18 protein-coding genes, 1 tRNA gene and 1 pseudogene are annotated in these 15582 nt (G+C 67.9%); 11 read left to right on the top strand and 9 right to left on the bottom strand.

What is annotated here, in order from left to right:
* Nucleotides 1–178 precede the first annotated feature (178 nt).
* The 3 genes from OOT46_RS13380 to OOT46_RS13370 form a co-directional block, all read right to left on the bottom strand.
* Nucleotides 179–1369 (bottom strand): zinc-binding metallopeptidase family protein, encoded by a 1191-nt coding sequence (locus tag OOT46_RS13380; protein WP_265404103.1) that lies wholly within the window; start codon nt 1367–1369, stop codon nt 179–181.
* Nucleotides 1370–1413: 44 nt separating this feature from the next.
* Nucleotides 1414–1488 (bottom strand) — tRNA-Arg (locus OOT46_RS13375).
* A 101-nt stretch (nt 1489–1589) separates the two neighbouring features.
* On the bottom strand, nt 1590–1970 hold the full coding sequence (locus OOT46_RS13370; protein ID WP_265404102.1) for a hypothetical protein: 381 nt from the start codon (nt 1968–1970) through the stop codon (nt 1590–1592).
* 59 nt (nt 1971–2029) lie between these two features.
* Between OOT46_RS13370 and OOT46_RS13365 the strand changes: the two genes are divergently transcribed.
* Nucleotides 2030–2326, top strand: coding sequence for a helix-turn-helix domain-containing protein (locus OOT46_RS13365; RefSeq protein WP_265404101.1), 297 nt, complete (start codon nt 2030–2032; stop codon nt 2324–2326).
* A gap of 228 nt (nt 2327–2554) precedes the next feature.
* Nucleotides 2555–2719, top strand: coding sequence for a hypothetical protein (locus tag OOT46_RS13360; protein ID WP_265404100.1), 165 nt, complete (start codon nt 2555–2557; stop codon nt 2717–2719).
* 39 nt (nt 2720–2758) lie between these two features.
* On the opposite strand, the pseudogene OOT46_RS13355 reads toward OOT46_RS13360, so the two are convergent.
* Nucleotides 2759–2968, bottom strand: a pseudogene (locus tag OOT46_RS13355) (transposase domain-containing protein); the annotation flags it as partial.
* A 7-nt stretch (nt 2969–2975) separates the two neighbouring features.
* Here OOT46_RS13355 and OOT46_RS13350 point away from each other — a divergent pair.
* The 3 genes from OOT46_RS13350 to OOT46_RS13340 all read left to right on the top strand — a co-directional run bounded on the left by OOT46_RS13350 (nt 2976) and on the right by OOT46_RS13340 (nt 4820).
* Entirely contained in the window at nt 2976–3164 is a 189-nt protein-coding gene (locus OOT46_RS13350; RefSeq protein WP_416136191.1) for a transposase domain-containing protein, read from the top strand.
* A gap of 640 nt (nt 3165–3804) precedes the next feature.
* Nucleotides 3805–4284: a hypothetical protein gene (locus OOT46_RS13345; protein ID WP_265404099.1), complete on the top strand. Its 480-nt coding sequence runs from the start codon at nt 3805–3807 to the stop codon at nt 4282–4284.
* Between the two features lie 17 nt (nt 4285–4301).
* Complete coding sequence (locus OOT46_RS13340; protein ID WP_265404098.1) at nt 4302–4820, top strand: ankyrin repeat domain-containing protein; 519 nt, start codon at nt 4302–4304, stop codon at nt 4818–4820.
* A gap of 198 nt (nt 4821–5018) precedes the next feature.
* Here the strand turns inward: OOT46_RS13340 and OOT46_RS13335 are convergent, their stop codons facing one another.
* Nucleotides 5019–5966 (bottom strand): right-handed parallel beta-helix repeat-containing protein, encoded by a 948-nt coding sequence (locus tag OOT46_RS13335; RefSeq protein ID WP_265404097.1) that lies wholly within the window; start codon nt 5964–5966, stop codon nt 5019–5021.
* A gap of 267 nt (nt 5967–6233) precedes the next feature.
* On the opposite strand from OOT46_RS13335, the gene OOT46_RS13330 reads away from it, so the two are divergent.
* Together OOT46_RS13330 and OOT46_RS13325 are read left to right on the top strand one after the other, a co-directional pair.
* On the top strand, nt 6234–6425 hold the full coding sequence (locus OOT46_RS13330; protein ID WP_265404096.1) for a hypothetical protein: 192 nt from the start codon (nt 6234–6236) through the stop codon (nt 6423–6425).
* Nucleotides 6426–6441: 16 nt separating this feature from the next.
* Complete coding sequence (locus tag OOT46_RS13325) at nt 6442–6987, top strand: DUF4256 domain-containing protein (RefSeq protein ID WP_265404095.1); 546 nt, start codon at nt 6442–6444, stop codon at nt 6985–6987.
* Nucleotides 6988–7087: 100 nt separating this feature from the next.
* Here the strand turns inward: OOT46_RS13325 and OOT46_RS13320 are convergent, their stop codons facing one another.
* Entirely contained in the window at nt 7088–8326 is a 1239-nt protein-coding gene (locus tag OOT46_RS13320) for an FAD-dependent monooxygenase (protein ID WP_416136187.1), read from the bottom strand.
* Nucleotides 8327–8578: 252 nt separating this feature from the next.
* On the opposite strand from OOT46_RS13320, the gene OOT46_RS13315 reads away from it, so the two are divergent.
* The 3 genes from OOT46_RS13315 (at nt 8579) to OOT46_RS13305 (ending at nt 11618) form a co-directional block, all read left to right on the top strand.
* The gene (locus OOT46_RS13315) at nt 8579–9766 is read left to right on the top strand and encodes an FAD-dependent monooxygenase (protein WP_265404093.1); all 1188 of its coding nucleotides are present in this window, start codon (nt 8579–8581) and stop codon (nt 9764–9766) included.
* Between the two features lie 84 nt (nt 9767–9850).
* Entirely contained in the window at nt 9851–10837 is a 987-nt protein-coding gene (locus OOT46_RS13310; RefSeq protein WP_265404092.1) for a Bug family tripartite tricarboxylate transporter substrate binding protein, read from the top strand.
* A 19-nt stretch (nt 10838–10856) separates the two neighbouring features.
* Nucleotides 10857–11618, top strand: coding sequence for an alpha/beta fold hydrolase (locus OOT46_RS13305; protein ID WP_265404091.1), 762 nt, complete (start codon nt 10857–10859; stop codon nt 11616–11618).
* A 27-nt stretch (nt 11619–11645) separates the two neighbouring features.
* On the opposite strand, the gene OOT46_RS13300 is transcribed toward OOT46_RS13305, so the two are convergent.
* Nucleotides 11646–12593 carry a LysR family transcriptional regulator gene (locus OOT46_RS13300; RefSeq protein WP_265404090.1) on the bottom strand — a complete coding sequence of 316 codons (948 nt, stop codon included), beginning with the start codon at nt 12591–12593 and terminating at the stop codon, nt 11646–11648.
* An 87-nt stretch (nt 12594–12680) separates the two neighbouring features.
* Nucleotides 12681–13547: a helix-turn-helix domain-containing protein gene (locus tag OOT46_RS13295; protein ID WP_265404089.1), complete on the bottom strand. Its 867-nt coding sequence runs from the start codon at nt 13545–13547 to the stop codon at nt 12681–12683.
* A 119-nt stretch (nt 13548–13666) separates the two neighbouring features.
* Here OOT46_RS13295 and OOT46_RS13290 point away from each other — a divergent pair, with 119 nt between their 5' ends.
* Complete coding sequence (locus OOT46_RS13290; RefSeq protein WP_265404088.1) at nt 13667–14089, top strand: LIC_13387 family protein; 423 nt, start codon at nt 13667–13669, stop codon at nt 14087–14089.
* 27 nt (nt 14090–14116) lie between these two features.
* Here the strand turns inward: OOT46_RS13290 and OOT46_RS13285 are convergent, their stop codons facing one another.
* On the bottom strand, nt 14117–15520 hold the full coding sequence (locus OOT46_RS13285) for a M23 family metallopeptidase (protein ID WP_265404087.1): 1404 nt from the start codon (nt 15518–15520) through the stop codon (nt 14117–14119).
* Nucleotides 15521–15582 lie beyond the last annotated feature (62 nt).

The following is a 15582-nucleotide window of genomic DNA, read 5'->3' as shown; positions in this document are numbered from 1 at the left end:
GAAGGCCGATGCTGCCTATTGCTTCCGTGAGCCGAAGAAGGCCGATGTGGCTGCCGCTGTCGCTCAATGCCTGAGCGAGACCGCCACCGCCTGAGCACGGTGCCGCCGCGGGGCGGTGCCAAGACCCGATAAAAAAGGCCGGCGCTTCGCCGGCCTTTTTTTCCGTCGTCGCAGCCGCTCAGCGGGCGGCTCTCTGCGGCGCCTGCGCGACCACCAGATGCACGAAGTGCAGCTTGCGCACGGCCACCGCGGACAGCACGAAGGGATAGAAGTCGCGTTCCCCCATGCTGCGCGTCAGCTCGTTGAGCACGCCGGTCAGCTCTATCCACCCATTGACGAAGGACAGGAACTCCACGGCCCCGGGCTCCTCGCTGCGATAGAGCGCTTCCGGACCGAAGGGCTCCCATTCGATCTCCAGCAGGTCGGAAGTCAGGCCCAGGCTGAGCGAGGTGTCGAGCGTGTCGACCATGTGCAGGTAGTGGGCCCAGGTCTCGGCCCAGTCCTCCCACGGGTGCATGCTCGCGTAGGCGCTCACATGGCGCAGCGGCCAGTCCCCCGCCGCGCCCTGGCGATAGTGCCGGTCCAGGGCCGCCTGGTAGTCCTCGCGCTCGTCGCCGAACAGTGAGCGGAAGGGCTCGTGCCAAGGGGTGCCGGCGACCAGCCGGTCCCAGTAGTAGTGGCCGACCTCGTGCCGCAGGTGGCCCAGCAGGGTCCGGTAGGGCTCGTGCATCTGCAGCCGCATGCGCTCGCGCTTGGCGTCGTCGGCTTCGTCCAGGTTGAGGGTGATGATGCCCGCGGCATGACCGGTCGTCACCGGGGCGCCGGGGAGGGCTTTCAGGAAGTCGAAGGCCAGGCCCCGATCGGGATCCTCACTGAGCCGCGAGCGTACCGGCAGGCCCAGCGCCAGCAGCGAGGACACCAGCCGGCGCTTGGCGAGCTCGATGCTCGCCCACAAGGGGCCGTTCTCCGGCACGCTGAGATCGGGAATGGTCCGGTTGAGCCGGCAGGCGATGCACAGCGTCTGTGCCGGCTCTGCCCCCGGGCCATCGGCGGGCAGCAGCCAGTTGCAGCCGGCCGGCGACTCGAAGTTGCCGCAACGCCGGTAAAGGCCGGCGGGTGCCGAGGCGGCGTGTTCGCCGACCACACGCCAGAGGCCGGCCGGTTCGGCGGGCTCCAGCGGCACGACCTCGGCGAGCTGCGGTTCGTAGCCAAGGGGCGTCTGACAGCCCAGGCAGAGGCTGTTGCGGAAAAAGATCGGGCGGCCGCAGCGGCAGTGGTAGGCACGGCGGGCCCCGACGGCGGACCGTCGGGCGCGCAGTTCGGCGAGGCGGTTGGGGCGGGGCTGGGGGAGCGGGGCGGTTGGGCTCATGGCCTGTCCTTGCAAGGGGACGATGCCAGGTGTCCAGCAAGGACTGGTCCCTCCGACAGGAATCGAACCTGTATCTAGCGCTTAGGAGGCGCTCGTTCTATCCATTGAACTACGGAGAGGGCGGGCCGGATTCGCGACCGCGATCATACCGCTACATCGGTCCGTCCTCAGCACCGGATGGCGCCTTTCAGGGCGCTCGTCCCGAGCCGCTGGGGCCCGTTCACCCCTGAAGCTGACGCACCTGTTCTGCGAGCTGCATGTTTTCGAGCACAAGCCGAGCGATCAGCGCATCCTGTCGGACGATACGTTCCTTGGCGAGCGTCAGCACCGTCTCCTCGCTCTTACAACGGGTCCGCGCCGACTGCTCCAGCATCGACAGCTTCACTGCGTAGGCAAGGAAGACACGTGTATTCCGCATCAACAGCTTCACAGGAGAGCGCCTTCCAGTCTGGGCACTCAAGGTCATAGCGAGCAGCTGCCAGGTAAGCCGCGGTTGCGTCCAACCGTCGAGAACCTGCAGGACCTGCGCAAGCTCATCGTCACACAAGCCCGTCGCGCTCGGGCGGTCGGGGAGGGAAACGTCGGTCTCAGCTGCATCCATGCAGTGCCTCCAGTTGCGTGAACACTACAGTGTAGAACACTATAGGGGAGATGCGGCCGATGAAGCAACCGCAGAATTGCCGGCAGTTTGATGGCCTGGCATTCATGGACTGCAACGAAGCATTTGGCGCCGTCGTTCGCGCCGAGCGCGAGCGGCGCGGTCTCACCCAACGCGACATCGCGGCGCGCACGGGGTTGCACCTCAACTTCATCGGTCGGATCGAGCGGGCTCAGGCGATGCCCAGCTTGCAGACCGTGCTTCTCATCGCTGACGCGCTTGAGATGCCCGCAGAGCAACTTGTCGGCATGGTGGTGAGGAGCATCACCACCGGGCGACTGGCTCCCAGGCTGAAGTAGCCATGGGAGTGCCGTCGCGTTGGAGGGCTGCGCCGGCGTGGCGCTCGCTCATACCAGCGCGTGATGCTCACGCGCATCCAGACGCTGGCGTGAGCATGACCTCCCCCCTTCCGCTGTGCCAGTCGCCCAAGAGGCCTGCAAGAAGCGCGCTCATGGCAGTCGCCGGAACCACATCGCCTTCGACTTCTTGAGGGGTAAGCATCCGGTCAACACGCCAAGGAGTTCAGCATGGGCAAGAATGACTCGATGAACCACAGAGCCACCTTGAGCATTCGATACGACCAAGCTCAGGACGCGTGGGAAGCGGTGATGCGGGTCTACGAGTCCATGCCGGGATGGCTCGGAGCCGAGGATCTTCCCCGGTGGTACGGCACAGAAGACGGTTCCAAGTAGTTGTAGCCAAGTCGTCGAGGGAATCGTCAGCGTGAGCGATCAGGGCGCCCAGCGATGCGGCAACAGCTCTGCTATCCGGCTGGCCGGCTGTGTAGGTAGGCGCTCGAGCACATCCCGGACGTAAGCGTAGGGATCGAGCCGGTTGAGCTTGGCCGAGTGGATGAGGCTCATGACGGCGGCAGCCGGCTTGCCCGCGCGCAAGCTGCCGGCGAACAGCCAATTCTGTCGGCCGAGCGCGATGGGGCGCATGGCATGGCTGTTCGCCGGCAGCGAGCTGGCGGGCCACCGTGCGGCCGTCTTGATGAGCCTGGTGCAGTCGGCGCGGCTGCACGGCCACGAACCGTGGGTCTACCTGAAGAATGTGCTGCAGCGGCTGCCCCTGCACCCGTTCCATCGCATCGAGGAGCTGCTGCCGCATCTCTGGCAGCCGCAGGCCGGGCGCTGACACGCTGCGCGGCATGAGGATCGACACCGACAAGCCGAACTGGCGGAGCTGAACCGGCGGATCGTGGCGCGCCTGAAGTACCTAACGACAGGGGGAAAGATTGCTCCCGTACATTCGAACTTCCCGCGCGAGAGACTTACTAGATAGGTCCGTGGCCATTTTAGAAATTCGGAAACACCATTGTTGAATCGGCGGTAGCAATCAACAACGTGCAAAAAGAGCCGTCAACTCCTGTCCTGCAGGTTTGACAGCTTGCAGGCTCTCGGGGCCGCATGGACATTGTCATGAGGCGAGCACTCACTTCGAGACTGCGTTTTCATATTCCTGTGAACCTCTACATCGGAGCGAATGCCATGAAATATCTCCTGGGCATCGGTTTGAGCGCGGCTTGCTGCGCAGGCCCACCGGCGTTTGCTGCCCACAGTTTCACCCCCAAGCAGTCGATTCCATTTCGGAGACTGCCCCGCTTCAAAAGGGAGCAACATGGCAGCTGCGCCAGGTACTTAAGATTTGAGGCCTGGGCCCGTTGTCTCCGTTGTCTTCGCCTTTACGGCCTGATACGTCGCCCGCTGCGGCCGGGCGAAACTTCTCAGCCGTCCGGCCTGCTCGCCGGACGGATACGTGTCGAGGGAGGAAAACAATGGGACAAGCTGTGATCGTGTCGCCGCCGGACATCTCGGAAGGCGACCTGCTCTTCGATGAAGTTGAAACGAGGCAGATCCTCGCCTTCTTCTGGCCCCAGTTGAAGCCGTCGATCGCTGAGATGACGGTCACCAACGAGACCCGACGATTCGCGCAATCCATCCTGATTGCCGCGATCGATTCGACTTACGCTCTTGGCTACGTCCAGAGTCTCTTCGAGACGGTCATGAACCCCCGGAGCGGTTTCAAAGGGCTCGCCTCCATGGGCAAGAAGCTGGCGAAGCGCTACCTTCGCCACTGGTGGAAGCACGCCACAGCGAAAGATCTGGAGAACCCCCGCGTTGCTGAGGCGGTCCGGGTCGCCATCGCCCGCAACTACCGGTCAGTGGCCGAAGGCGTAGTGATGAACGTCTCGGCCCCTCGGATGACGCCTTTTCACTTGGCCGGCGCGTCCCTTGAAACGCAATTCTGGGTATGACGGTGGGGACGCGCTCTTTGCTGAAGTGGGCCGGGGCGGCTGCGTTGGTGGTGCTCGTGGGTGGCGTCGGGTACATCGTCCAAGGGCTCCGAACCGCGGACATTCTCATGCTGCAGGCGTGCTCTGAGGTCGAGCGGGCGCCAATTGCTTGGACGTGCAGGCAGGGGCTCTACCGGTTTCACCCGACGCGGGAAGAGGTGGCTCATCTCAACACCGTAGCTGGCGCGCTCTTCACCGTGGATCAGACCACGGAGGAGAACGGGCGACGGCTACTGAAGCACTTCATCGACGCAGGCGTCGACGTCAATGCAGCGGATCAGCGTGTGCCGGCCAAGTGGACGGCCCTGCACGTGATGGCTTCGGAGCCGAATCCGCTCGCTGTTCGATTGCTGCTTGAGCACGGTGCAAGGCCGGATGTAAAGGACGCGCAGGGTAGGACTCCGGCCGATCTGGCGCGCGCTCGGCAGGCGAAATCGCAGAATGCAGCCTATGCAGAGGTCATCGACATGCTGGACGCGAAAGCCGGTTCGCGATAGCGGCCGGCTCTGATGGCTCTTTCGCGCGCCGGTGGTGAACTCTTCAAGGCTGGGCGCTGTGGCGCCGGGTTTCCGTGAGTGATACGAAAGTGATACGAGAAGGTTCCTTCCCCTCGCATTCCTCCCCTTGAACTACGGAGAGAGCAGGGTGCATTCAATCTGCTCACCGCCACGCAGGATCGGCCGTGCTTTGGGCGACTACGGCTCGACCGGAGCGCCGCTGTCGTCCCAGACGTTGCCGGAGGTGGTCCAGCGGCCGTACAGCGCCAGCGGTCCGTAGCCCGGGTAGGTGTCGCCGTTTCCCTCGGCGACGCCGCGGCCGAAGCGGTTGTTGACGACCCGATTGCCATCACCGTCGGCGCCGGCGTCGGCATGGACCACCCAGCCGCCGCCATAGAGCCAGTTGCTGTCGATCGTCCAGTTGGAGTTGGAGCCCCACTCGGTGCCGATCTGGAAGACGCTGTTGGGTTGGCCGCCGTGCCCCTTGCCGTGGTCGACGATGTCGATGAAGTTGCGTCGAATCGTGACGTCGGCACCGCTACCGGTCGACTGGACGCCGTCGGCGTGGTCGTCCGGACCCAGGTAGAGGTCGTGGATCCAGGAGTCTTCCAGCACGACGTTGCCGTCGGCCTTGATGCCGTCGGCGGTGCCGTGGATGTTGACGCGCCGCGCGACATAGTTGCGGAAGGCGATGCCCGAGGTGGCGATGCCGCCGGACGGGCTGCCGTCGATCTCCGAGTCCTCGATCGTCAGGCTGGCGCCGTCCATCACCTCGACGGGGTAGTAGGCGTCGCAACGGATGCGCGTGCGGCGGATGGTGACGCGCGGCGCCTTGACGGTGACGCAGCCGACGACGTCGAGGCCGTCGATCACCTGGTCGGGTGTGGTGAGTTCGAGCGGCCCGCTGGCGACCAGCCGTGTGCCGGCCGGCACGCCGGTGTTGTCGGGGCCGGGGCGCGTCACGGCCGGACGTTCGGGCGCGGGCGCGTCGACCGGGGAAGCAGGGGCTGGCCGGCCGTCGTCGCCGCCTCCGCCACAGGCGGACACTGCGAGCGTCAAAGCACCCAGCATCGCCCGAAGCTGCACAGGCGTCGTGGCAAGGCTCGGACGGTCCCGGCCGACGGTGGGCAGAGGGGGCGTCTGCATCGCTCTATCTCCCTTGAGAGGCTGCACTTTCATGAAACTGCCCCGGGCGAGGGACTGCGCCTGCCGCAAGGCAGCGATCCTTCACGGACAGCGCGGCCGATTCTAGGAAGGGATGGCGGTGCATGGGCCCCCGGCTCCGACCATCGGAGCGGTCCAGTGGATCAATGTCGCCGCTGGACCCCGCCATGGTTCACGCGCACCTCCCTTCAACCCGGTCACCGGGCCCCCTGTTCAAAGGTCTTCGCACACGCCCCAGGTGGCGTGATCGTGAGCACCGCCGCGCCCGACATCACTGCCCGCACACCAGCCGGGCGCAAGTCCTTCATGAACTGCTTCGCGACGATGAACGGGCCCGCTCCGCGGGCCTGTCGCAAGGACGTGCTCACCCGGCCGTCGACGAATCCGAACCGTCGGATCGACAAACTGCTGCCCTGGCGGTGGCAAACTGCAAAGCCTTGACTTTTACCAAACAGCCATGAAAGCACAGGAACGCAGCGCCTTGCTTCGCGCACTGAAGGCTCGCTTCGAAACCAACATGCACCGACACAAGGGCATCACGTGGGGCGAAGTGGAGGCCAGGCTCGAAAGCAACCCTCCTGCGCTGAGCTCGCTTCATGCGATGGAGGCAAGCGGCGGTGAACCCGACGTGGTTGATCGAGACCAGGAGACCGGGCTCTTGACGTTTTTCGATTGCGCCGCGGAGAGCCCGTCGGGACGACGAAGTGTCTGCTACGACGGCGCAGCGCTGGAATCACGCAAGGAGCACAAGCCACGTGGCAGCGCCGTCGAAATGGCTGCGGAGATGGGCATCGATCTGTTGACGGAAGAGCAATACCGAGCGCTGCAGAAGCTGGGTGAGTTCGATACCAGGACTTCCAGCTGGATACAGACACCACTCGACGTTCGCTCACAGGGAGGGGCGCTCTTCTGCGACCGGCGCTATGGCACGGTGTTCGTCTACCACAACGGTGCGCAGTCGTACTATGCGGCGAGAGGCTTTCGCGGCTGGCTAGCGGTGTGAGCGCGGCGTCGAGTCTGGATCTTCGAGATCGAGCAACAGGCCCGCGACCCATGCCGAACCTCGCTGCTGCTGTGGTCGTCGTCCAGCGCGAGCTTCTCGCTCAGGCCACCACCGCGTCCACGTTGTACTCGAACAGCCAACCGTAGCGCTCCCGCACCCGCGGCTCGCTCCACTCGCGGCTGACATACTCGGCCGCACCTTCGGCATGCGCCAGCGCCGGGTTGTGGAAACGCCTGGCGTTGTCCGTCGAGCCGCGCACGATGCGTGCGGTGCGGTCCAGCCGCGCCTGCTGGTACAGCTGCAGGGCCTCGGCCGCGCGGTCCGGGTGCCTGGCGAGGCAGCGCGCCAGCACGTAGGCGTCCTCGATCGCCATCACCGCGCCCTGGGCCAGGAAGGGCAGGGTGGGGTGGGCGGCGTCGCCCAGCAAGGTGACGCGGCCCACCGTCCAGTTGGGGATGGGCTCGCGCACCATCAGGGCCCACTTGAAGGGCGTCTTGACGCTGCGGATCAGCGTCTGCACGTCCTCGTGCCAGCCGGCGAAGTCGCGTTGGCATTCTTCCACCGAGCCGGGCTCGGTCCAGGACTCGACCTGCCAGTCGTCGCGCTCGACGATGCCGACGAAGTTGACCAGCTCGCCGTTGCGCAGCGGATAGTGGATCACGTGCGCGCCGGGGCCGACCCAGTTCACGCCGACCGGCTCGCGCAGCCGGGCCGGCAGCTCGGCCGCGGGAATCACGCCGCGCCAGGCGACGCAGCCGGAGAAGCTGGGCCGGTCGGTGGCGATCAGCTGGGCGCGCACCACCGAGTGCACGCCGTCCGCGCCGACCAGCACGTCGCCGCACAGCGTGCCGCCGTCGTCCAGATACAAGGCGACCCCGCTGTCCTGGTAGCGCACGTCGACGACGCGCGTGCCGAGGCGGATCGCGTCGGGCTTTTCCTTGCGTACCGCCTCGACCAGCACGCGGTGCAGATCGGCCCGGTAGAGCGTCAGGTAGGGGTAGCCGTACTGCTGCAGAGACTCGGCGCCCAGGTCGAACAGCTTCCAGGCCTGGCCAGTGTTCCAGAGGCGGATCTCCTTGCCGCGGGGCTGGCTCGCCACGGCGCTCAGCGCCTCCTCCAGGCCCAGCCGGTAGAGCGCCCGCACGCCGTTGGCGCTGAGCTGCAGCCCGGCGCCCACCTCCTTCAGTTCGCGGGCCTGCTCGACGACTTCGACGTCGAAACCTTCTTTCAGCAGCGCCAGCGCCGCGGTCAGTCCACCGATGCCGGCACCGGCAATCAACACCTTCGTTTTCAAGTTCACGCTCCTGCTTGGGTGTTCCGGGACGACCGCGCAGCTCATGGGTCGACCCGGGAACGCATTCGACATGAAGCCCGGCCGGAGGTGAATCACGAATATCTGATCATTTGATAGCGCTGCGCTGTCAATCGTGCACCCCTTCACGAGCTCACCGTATTGATCAACTCTGGTTGTCAATCCATCTGAAATTTGCGCTTTACGCGGACCTCGTTCATCCCTTGCAATACACCTCGACAGGCCGTCCACCCCCCGGGAAGGACCGAGCTGAGATCAGCCTGAAGACAAGGAGACAGGATGTTGAAGCGGAACCAGAACCGCGCCCTGCGCGTGGTGGTCATCGGAGCGGGCATCGGCGGGCTCGCCGCCGCCGCGGCACTGCGCCAGCGCGGCCACGAGGTGGTGGTGTGCGAGCGTGCCGCGCAGCTGGGCGAGGTGGGGGCCGGCCTGCAGGTCGGGCCCAATGCGGTCAAGGTGATCCGGGCCCTGGGCCTGGAAGACGCCTTCATGGCCGTGGCCGCCGAGCCGACCGAGCGCGTCTCGCTCGACTGGAACGACGGCAGCGAGCGTTATCGCGAGCCCTTCATGCACCAGATGTCCAAGCTCTACGGCGCACGCTACCTGATGGCGCACCGGGCCGACCTGCACAAGCTGCTGCTGGGCCTGCTGCCGGAGTCGGCGTTGAGCACCGGCAGGATCTGCATCGGCGTCGAAAACACCGCAGAGGGCGCGGTCGCGCGTTTCGCCGACGGCCGGCAGATCGAGGCCGACGTGGTGCTCGGCGCCGACGGCATCCACTCGGTCGTGCGCGGCACCCTGTTCGGCAGCGGCGCCGCGCGCTTCACCGACCAGATCTGCTGGCGCGTCATCATCCCGATGGACGACTTCCTTTCGGTGGCGCCCCGATTGAAGGTGCCGCTGAGCGGCAGTGAATACACCGGCTGGATCGGGCCCACCGGCCACGTGCTGTTCTACCCGCTGCGCGGCGGGCAGCTGCTGAACATCTTCGCGGGCCGCGTCTCACGCGACTGGGCCGAGGAGTCCTGGGCCGTCGGCAGCGACGTCGGCGAACTGCTCGATGCCTATGCCGGCTGGAACGACGGCATGCTGGCGGTCCTCGCCAAGGCCAAGGAAACGTCGAAGTGGGGCATCCACGACCGCGACCCGCTGCCGCACTGGGTCCAGGGCCGCATTGCGCTGCTGGGAGACGCCGCCCACCCGATGATGCCGACGCTGGCGCAGGGCGCCGCGATCTCGCTCGAAGACGGCTATGCCGTCGCACGCCATCTGGACCAGGGCCGCGCCGACCCCGGCGCCGCGCTGGCAGCCTATGAACGCGAGCGCCAGCCGCGCGCCAGCAAGGTGCAGCTGCAGGCGCGCCAGCAGTTCCTCAACAACCAGCGCGTGCCGGCCCCGCCGCCGTTGCCGGTGGACTGGATCTACGGCCACGACGCCGTGACCGGCCGCGAACACGTGGCGGCCTGACCCTCGAAGTGCGGCCGTGGACCCGACGGCCTGCCAGACCCGCAAGCAAAGGTCCGCTACCGCGGACCGCATGGAGACTAGAGCATGAAAACGACCCTCACCCGCCGCGTGACCGTGGCCCTCGCCGCACTGGCAACCCTCGGCGCCGTCAGCCCCGCCGCCTTGGCCCAGGCCTACCCGAACAAGCCGGTCAAGCTGGTGGTGCCCTACGCTCCCGGCGGCGCGATGGACGCGGCCGCGCGCATCGTCGCCACCGAGCTCACCAAGACGCTGGGCCAGACGGTGCTGGTGGACAACCGGGCCGGCGGCGCGGGCACGCTGGGCACCCACTACGTCGCCAAGGCCGAGGCGGACGGCTACACCTTGTGCTTCTGCGTGACCGGCGTGATGACGATCACGCCGCTGTCCGATCCCAAGGTGCCCTACGATCCCCTCAAGGACCTGATGCCGGTGTCCCATGTGCACAACATGGAGAACGTCATCATGGCCCGCAAGGATTTGCCGGCCAACACGTTCAAGGAGCTCATCGCGCTGGCCAAGAGCCGCACCCAGGGCCTGACCTTCGGCACGCCCGGCGCGGGCGGCACCCACCACCTGGGCGGCGAATGGCTGCAGCGCGAGACCGGTGTGAAGCTGGTGCACGTGCCCTACAAGGGCGAGGGCCCGGCGGTCGGCGACCTCCTGGGCGGCCAGATCGACATGGTGTTCGGCACCGCCGCGGTGGCGGCGCCCCTGGTCAAGGCGGGCAAGGTGAAGGTGCTCGCCAACCTCGGAAAGAACCGCTCCAAGCTGCTGCCCGATGTGCCGACCGTCGCGGAGTCGGGCTATCCCAACTACTCCTGGGTCAACTTCGTGGGCATCAACGTGCCGGCCGGCACGCCGGCGCCGGTGGTCAAGACCCTGGCCGACTCAGTCATCAAGACCATGCATGACCCCGCGCTGATCGAGCGCTTCCACAGCATGGGTTTCGAGCCGGTGGGCAGCTCGACCAAGGACTACGCCCGGCTGCTGCAGCGCGAGACCGCCACCTGGGGCGAGCTGCTGAAGACCACCACGCTCACGCGCGACTGAGCCCCGGCAGGACGCCCGCATGTTGAACGGCTACCTCACCCTGGGCCACGGCCCGCGCAAGCTGATCGCACTGTCCGGCTGGTTCGGCAGTGCGTCCGGCTGGGGCGGCCTGCCCGAGGCGCTGGACTTCGACGAGTTCTGCGTCGCTTTCGTCGACTACCGCGGCTACGGCCGCTCGGTGGACCGGGCCGGCGCCTACACCTTCGAGGAGGCGGCGGGCGACGTGCTCGCGGTGGCCGACCACCTGGGCTGGCAGCGCTTCAGTCTGCTCGGGCACTCGATGGGCGGCATGGCGGTGCAGCGTCTGCTGGCCGAGGCGCCGCAGCGCATCGAGCGCCTGGCGGCGGTGGCGCCGGTGCCGGCCAGCGGCGCGCGCATGGACGCGCAGCGCCTGGCCTTGTTCGAGCGCGCGGTGGGCGATCTGGAGACCCGCCGCAGGATCATCGAGATCTCCACCGGAAGCCGGCTGAGTGCGGCGTGGAGCGCGCGCATCGCGCAGGAGTCGTGGACCCGGTCTCGACCCGAGGCGTTCGCGGGCTACCTGCGGGAGTGGGCGGCGGGCAGCGGCTTTGTCGAGCGCATTGCCGGCCAGCCGCTGCCGGTGAAAGTGTGGGTCGGCGAGTACGACCCGACCCTGACGCCGGCGCTGATGCAGCGCACCTGGCTGCAGTGGTACCCCCATGCGACGCTCGAGATCGTCGCCAATGCGGGCCACTACCCGACCCACGAGGCGCCGGTCCGTTTCGCCACCGAGCTGCAGGCCTTTCTCAAGGGCGAGTGAAGCGGAGGTGTGCCCGCGCGCTGGCGGTCACGCCGGGCGCTTTCGGCGGCGTCCGGGCGGCAGCTCTTGCTGCAGGGTCGCCGCCCCCACCTCGGTGAAGGCGGCGACCAGCGCGTCGAGCGCCGCCGACGGGCCGCGCCCGGCGCGCGTGATGCAGTAGTAGGAAAACTCCACCACCGGCCGGATCAACTCCATCCGGACCTGGAAGCGCTGCGCGGTGCGGACGCAGAAGGACGGCACCACGGCGACGCCGAAGCCGTGCTCGGCCATCGCGATGGTGCTTTCGATGTGGGTCAGCGGGATGCGCCGGGCCGGCACCACCTCGCTGGCGGCCAGGGTCTGGTCGACCAGCCGCTGGATCGGGTTGCCCTCGGAGAGACAGATCAGGGTGGCGTCCTGGAAGGACGCCCAGCTCACCTCGGTGTTGCCGTCGGCCCCGGCTGCGGCGGGGGCGTCGAGTGCGCTGGCGCGCATCAGCCGGGTCGGGAAGAGGGGCCGGCGGTCGATGCCCGAGGCCTCGCGGAAGAAGGCGCCGAAGGCCGCGTCCAGATCGCCTTCCTCGACCAGGCGGTGCAGTTCCTCGGGCGCCCGGTCGGTGACTTCGACCTGCATCTGCGGCGAGACCTCGGCCGCGCGCTGTAGCACCAGTGGCATCAGGCTCGCCGCGATCGTCGGCGTCACGCCGACGCGGATCGAACTTTGTTCCTCCCGGCCGAGCGCGCCCAGCGTGGCGGCCGAGCTTTCCAGCGCTTCCACCGTCTGCAGGGCGGTCGGCAGAAACGCCCGCCCGGCCTCGGTGAGGGTGACGCTGCGGGTGGTGCGATCGAACAGCCGGCAGCGCAGCTGCGTCTCCAGCTCACGGATGATGGCGCTCAGCGCTGCCTGGCTCATGTGCAGCCGTTGCGCCGTCTTGGTGAAGCTCGAGGTCTGCGCGACGCCGACGAAGGCCTTGAGCTGTCGGAGGGAGAGGTTCATGGGGCGGGGTACTGCAGGCCGCCGGGGCGGGAGGGCGAGGGGGGGTGAATGGAATTTTAGCGACGGCTGCCCCTGGCGGAGCGAGGCTCAAGCCACCGGAGCTTTGGCCCCCGACCAGACCCGGTAGAGCCAGTAGCTCTCGTCGTCCAGCACCCGCAGCGCCAGCTCCCCGGGGCTGTGGCCGGTGATGCGACGGGTTTCGCGGCAGAAATGCGGCTGGTCGGCATAACCGGCGTGCGCCGCCATGTCGGCCCAGTTCGCGGGGGCGCCGGACGCTGCCTTGCGCAGGTCGAAAAACGTCTCCTCGACGCGACTCAGACGCCTCAGGCTGCGCACCGGCTGGCCGGCCCACACTTTCACCCGGCGCTCCAAGGTGCGGGCACTGCTGCGCCAGCCGGCCGCTGCGGCGAAGGCGTCCAGCGCCTGGGCCCAGTCGGTCGCAGGGCCTTCAGGCCCGTCCCGGCGGGCCGCCCGCCAGCGCGGTTCGAGGAAGTCCTCGACGAGCGCGATGCGGGTGGTGTCGTCCGGTGCCGCCAGCACCTGTCGGGTCAGGTCGAGCCAGGGCCCGCCCAGCACCGCAGTCGCCGGCACATGGCGGTTCACCTGGAGCGACATGTCGACCCCGGTGAGCGCATGCAGCGCTTGCGGGAAGAACATCGCGATGAACACCCGCACCGGGCCCGGGTTGCGGGTGAGGTAGGGCCGGTCTTGCGGACCGCTGAAGAGCACCCGCGCCTGCCGGTTCCCCGGCGCGTCCACGCTCTCGGCGGCGCCTTCGATGAACCAGGTCAGCGTGGCGTGCACGGTCGCCGGGTAGCGGTTGAGCCGCTGCGCCTCGGTCAGCGGGGACACGCCGGTGGTGTCGCGCGTGATGTAGGCGCGCACGCAGTCGGCGAGGGAGGCCCGCGGGGCGATGCGTCGGGCACTGGGCGGGGCGGGGGGGCGTTCCGGCATGGTGATGCCTGACATCGTGGCGGCCGCCACCCGCCTTGGCGGAAACGTTCAATACGCTGGGCTGAGGCCGGCGCATGCTGCTGCTCCGCATCCACACAGCACCTTGTCGGGAGTTCCTCGTGTCCGCTGTCCCATATTTCCTGCTCGCCAGCGCCGCCATCGTGTTCGGCCTCGGCAGCCTGCACCTGCTGTTCACCTTCCGGGGGCCGCGTTTCGATCCTCGCGATGCCGCGTTGAAGCGCCGCATGCAGGAAGTCGCGCTGGTGCTCACCGGCGAGACCACGGTGTGGAAGGCCTGGATCGGCTTCAACGCCAGCCACAGCCTGGGCGCGATCTTGTTCGGAGCGGTGTACGCGCACCTCGCGCTGCAGCGGCCCGAGGTGCTGACCGCATCGCCCTTCCTGCTCGGCCTGGGCGCAGTGTTGCTCGCGCTCTACGTCGGCCTGGCCTGGGCCTACTGGTTCCGCATCCCGCTGCGTGGCCTCGGCCTGGCCCTGCTGCTGTACCTGCTCGGGCTGGGGCAGATCCTGCTGCAGGGATGAGGCGCGGCCCGGCGGTGCTGTGGTGGCCTATCGTTTTGTCCAGAGCGTGTAGCTGCCGGTGCCGCTGTAATCGTTGAGGCGCCAGCGGTAGTGGCCGGGGGCGGCGTTGAAGCGCAGGCTTTCGGACGATGTCGGACCGTCGCTGGCGGCCACGCGGTCCCACTGGCCGGTGCGCGGGTTGTAGCGACCCAGGACGAGGTCGAAGTCGGTGCCGGAGGCGCCCTCCAGCCAGGCGCTCAGCGTGCCGCCCGCGAAGTAGAAGCCGCGCGGGCCGGGGTGGAAAGCGGCCTGCCCGGCGCCCTGCAGCGAGCCGGTGTAGCGTACGCAGCCGGTGCCGGAGCACGGCGCCGTCGTATTGTCGCCGTCATGCCCGTAGTTCACCAGGCCGCTCTGGTTGGCATACACGCGCGTGCCGTTGCGCTCGGCATAACCGCTGTAGGGCTGGCTGCCCTCGAACCAGGTCCAGCCGCCGATGGTCTTGTTGTGCACCGCTTCGGCGGCGCCGCCCTGGCTGCGCCAGAGGGTCCAGTGCAGGTGGTCGCCGCTGGCATACCCGCCGCACGGCAGCTCGACGCCGGTGACGCCGAGGAACTGACCTTCACGCACCGCTTGGCCGTTGCTGATCGCCGGCTGGTTTTTCAGGTGGTAGTAGCCGGTGGTCCAGCCGTTGTCGTGCACCACCTTGATGTACGGCCAGCGGGATCCGGTGCAGAACTTGTAGGCGACGCCGGCGCGCGACGCTAGCACGCGGCCGTCGCCGCCCCAGAAATCGATGGCGTTGTAGGGCCGGCTGCTGCCGCTGTCGCCGTGCACGCCCGAGGTGCCCCACACCGAGCCGCGCAGCTGGAAGGGCAGCGACAGGCCAAGGCCCTGCGCACCCAGGGTCTGCGCCGTTTCCCGCTGTTGCCGTGCACGCTCCGCACGTTGTGCGAACAGCTGGCGCTCGGGCGTGCTCATCACCGCTTCGGGTGCCGAGCCGGCCAGTTCATTGAAGCGGTCGCTGTCCTCCAGCGCCACCTGCCAGCCGCTCTCGCTGCGCTCGGCGATGAACAGCGCCGTGACCGGGCTGGTGTCGTGCAGCGTGGACGGCACGGGGAAGTAGCCGCCGCCGAACACCCAGCGGCCGTCCGCGGAGTGCCGTTGAACTTCCACCACCGGAGCCGGCAGGCTGCCGTAGCTGGCGCGCACCTGCTCGCCGCGCCCGGCCAGCAGCGCGGCAGCGACGGCCGGCTCCAGGTCGGTCGCCGCCACGGCGGCGGCGCTCGGCGCCCCGGCGGTGTCGGTCGCGACGATGCCGGCGTCAGCGCCGCTGTTGCCTGGCGCAGCGCCGGCGCCGGCATCGTTGTCGGATGTCGATCCGCCGCCTCCGCAGGCGGCCAGCAGCAGAGCCGCCAGGCTGACGATCGGTCGACGAAGGGAAGCTCGGTTCACTCGTATCTCCTCTGCAATGTTGTGGCGGGCGCCAAGCTACCGACTGCAGAGGTTTGTTTCGC

It is taken from the genome of Aquabacterium sp. A7-Y (assembly GCF_026153205.1).
Taxonomy (GTDB): Bacteria; Pseudomonadota; Gammaproteobacteria; order Burkholderiales; family Burkholderiaceae_C; genus Caldimonas.
Note: the sequence above shows the minus strand (reverse complement) of the source record. Positions and strands in the feature narration are given on the sequence as shown.

Excerpts from the sequence above, each read along its gene's own strand:
- OOT46_RS13380 (WP_265404103.1), bottom strand. The coding sequence starts at position 1,369 with ATGAGCCCAACCGCCCCGCTCCCCCAGCCCCGCCCCAACCGCCTCGCC.
- OOT46_RS13370 (WP_265404102.1), bottom strand. The coding sequence starts at position 1,970 with ATGGATGCAGCTGAGACCGACGTTTCCCTCCCCGACCGCCCGAGCGCG.
- OOT46_RS13365 (WP_265404101.1), top strand. The coding sequence starts at position 2,030 with ATGAAGCAACCGCAGAATTGCCGGCAGTTTGATGGCCTGGCATTCATG.
- OOT46_RS13360 (WP_265404100.1), top strand. The coding sequence starts at position 2,555 with ATGGGCAAGAATGACTCGATGAACCACAGAGCCACCTTGAGCATTCGA.
- OOT46_RS13345 (WP_265404099.1), top strand. The coding sequence starts at position 3,805 with ATGGGACAAGCTGTGATCGTGTCGCCGCCGGACATCTCGGAAGGCGAC.
- OOT46_RS13335 (WP_265404097.1), bottom strand. The coding sequence starts at position 5,966 with ATGCAGACGCCCCCTCTGCCCACCGTCGGCCGGGACCGTCCGAGCCTT.
- OOT46_RS13325 (WP_265404095.1), top strand. The coding sequence starts at position 6,442 with ATGAAAGCACAGGAACGCAGCGCCTTGCTTCGCGCACTGAAGGCTCGC.
- OOT46_RS13320 (WP_416136187.1), bottom strand. The coding sequence starts at position 8,326 with ATGAGCTGCGCGGTCGTCCCGGAACACCCAAGCAGGAGCGTGAACTTG.
- OOT46_RS13315 (WP_265404093.1), top strand. The coding sequence starts at position 8,579 with ATGTTGAAGCGGAACCAGAACCGCGCCCTGCGCGTGGTGGTCATCGGA.
- OOT46_RS13310 (WP_265404092.1), top strand. The coding sequence starts at position 9,851 with ATGAAAACGACCCTCACCCGCCGCGTGACCGTGGCCCTCGCCGCACTG.
- OOT46_RS13305 (WP_265404091.1), top strand. The coding sequence starts at position 10,857 with ATGTTGAACGGCTACCTCACCCTGGGCCACGGCCCGCGCAAGCTGATC.
- OOT46_RS13300 (WP_265404090.1), bottom strand. The coding sequence starts at position 12,593 with ATGAACCTCTCCCTCCGACAGCTCAAGGCCTTCGTCGGCGTCGCGCAG.
- OOT46_RS13295 (WP_265404089.1), bottom strand. The coding sequence starts at position 13,547 with ATGCCGGAACGCCCCCCCGCCCCGCCCAGTGCCCGACGCATCGCCCCG.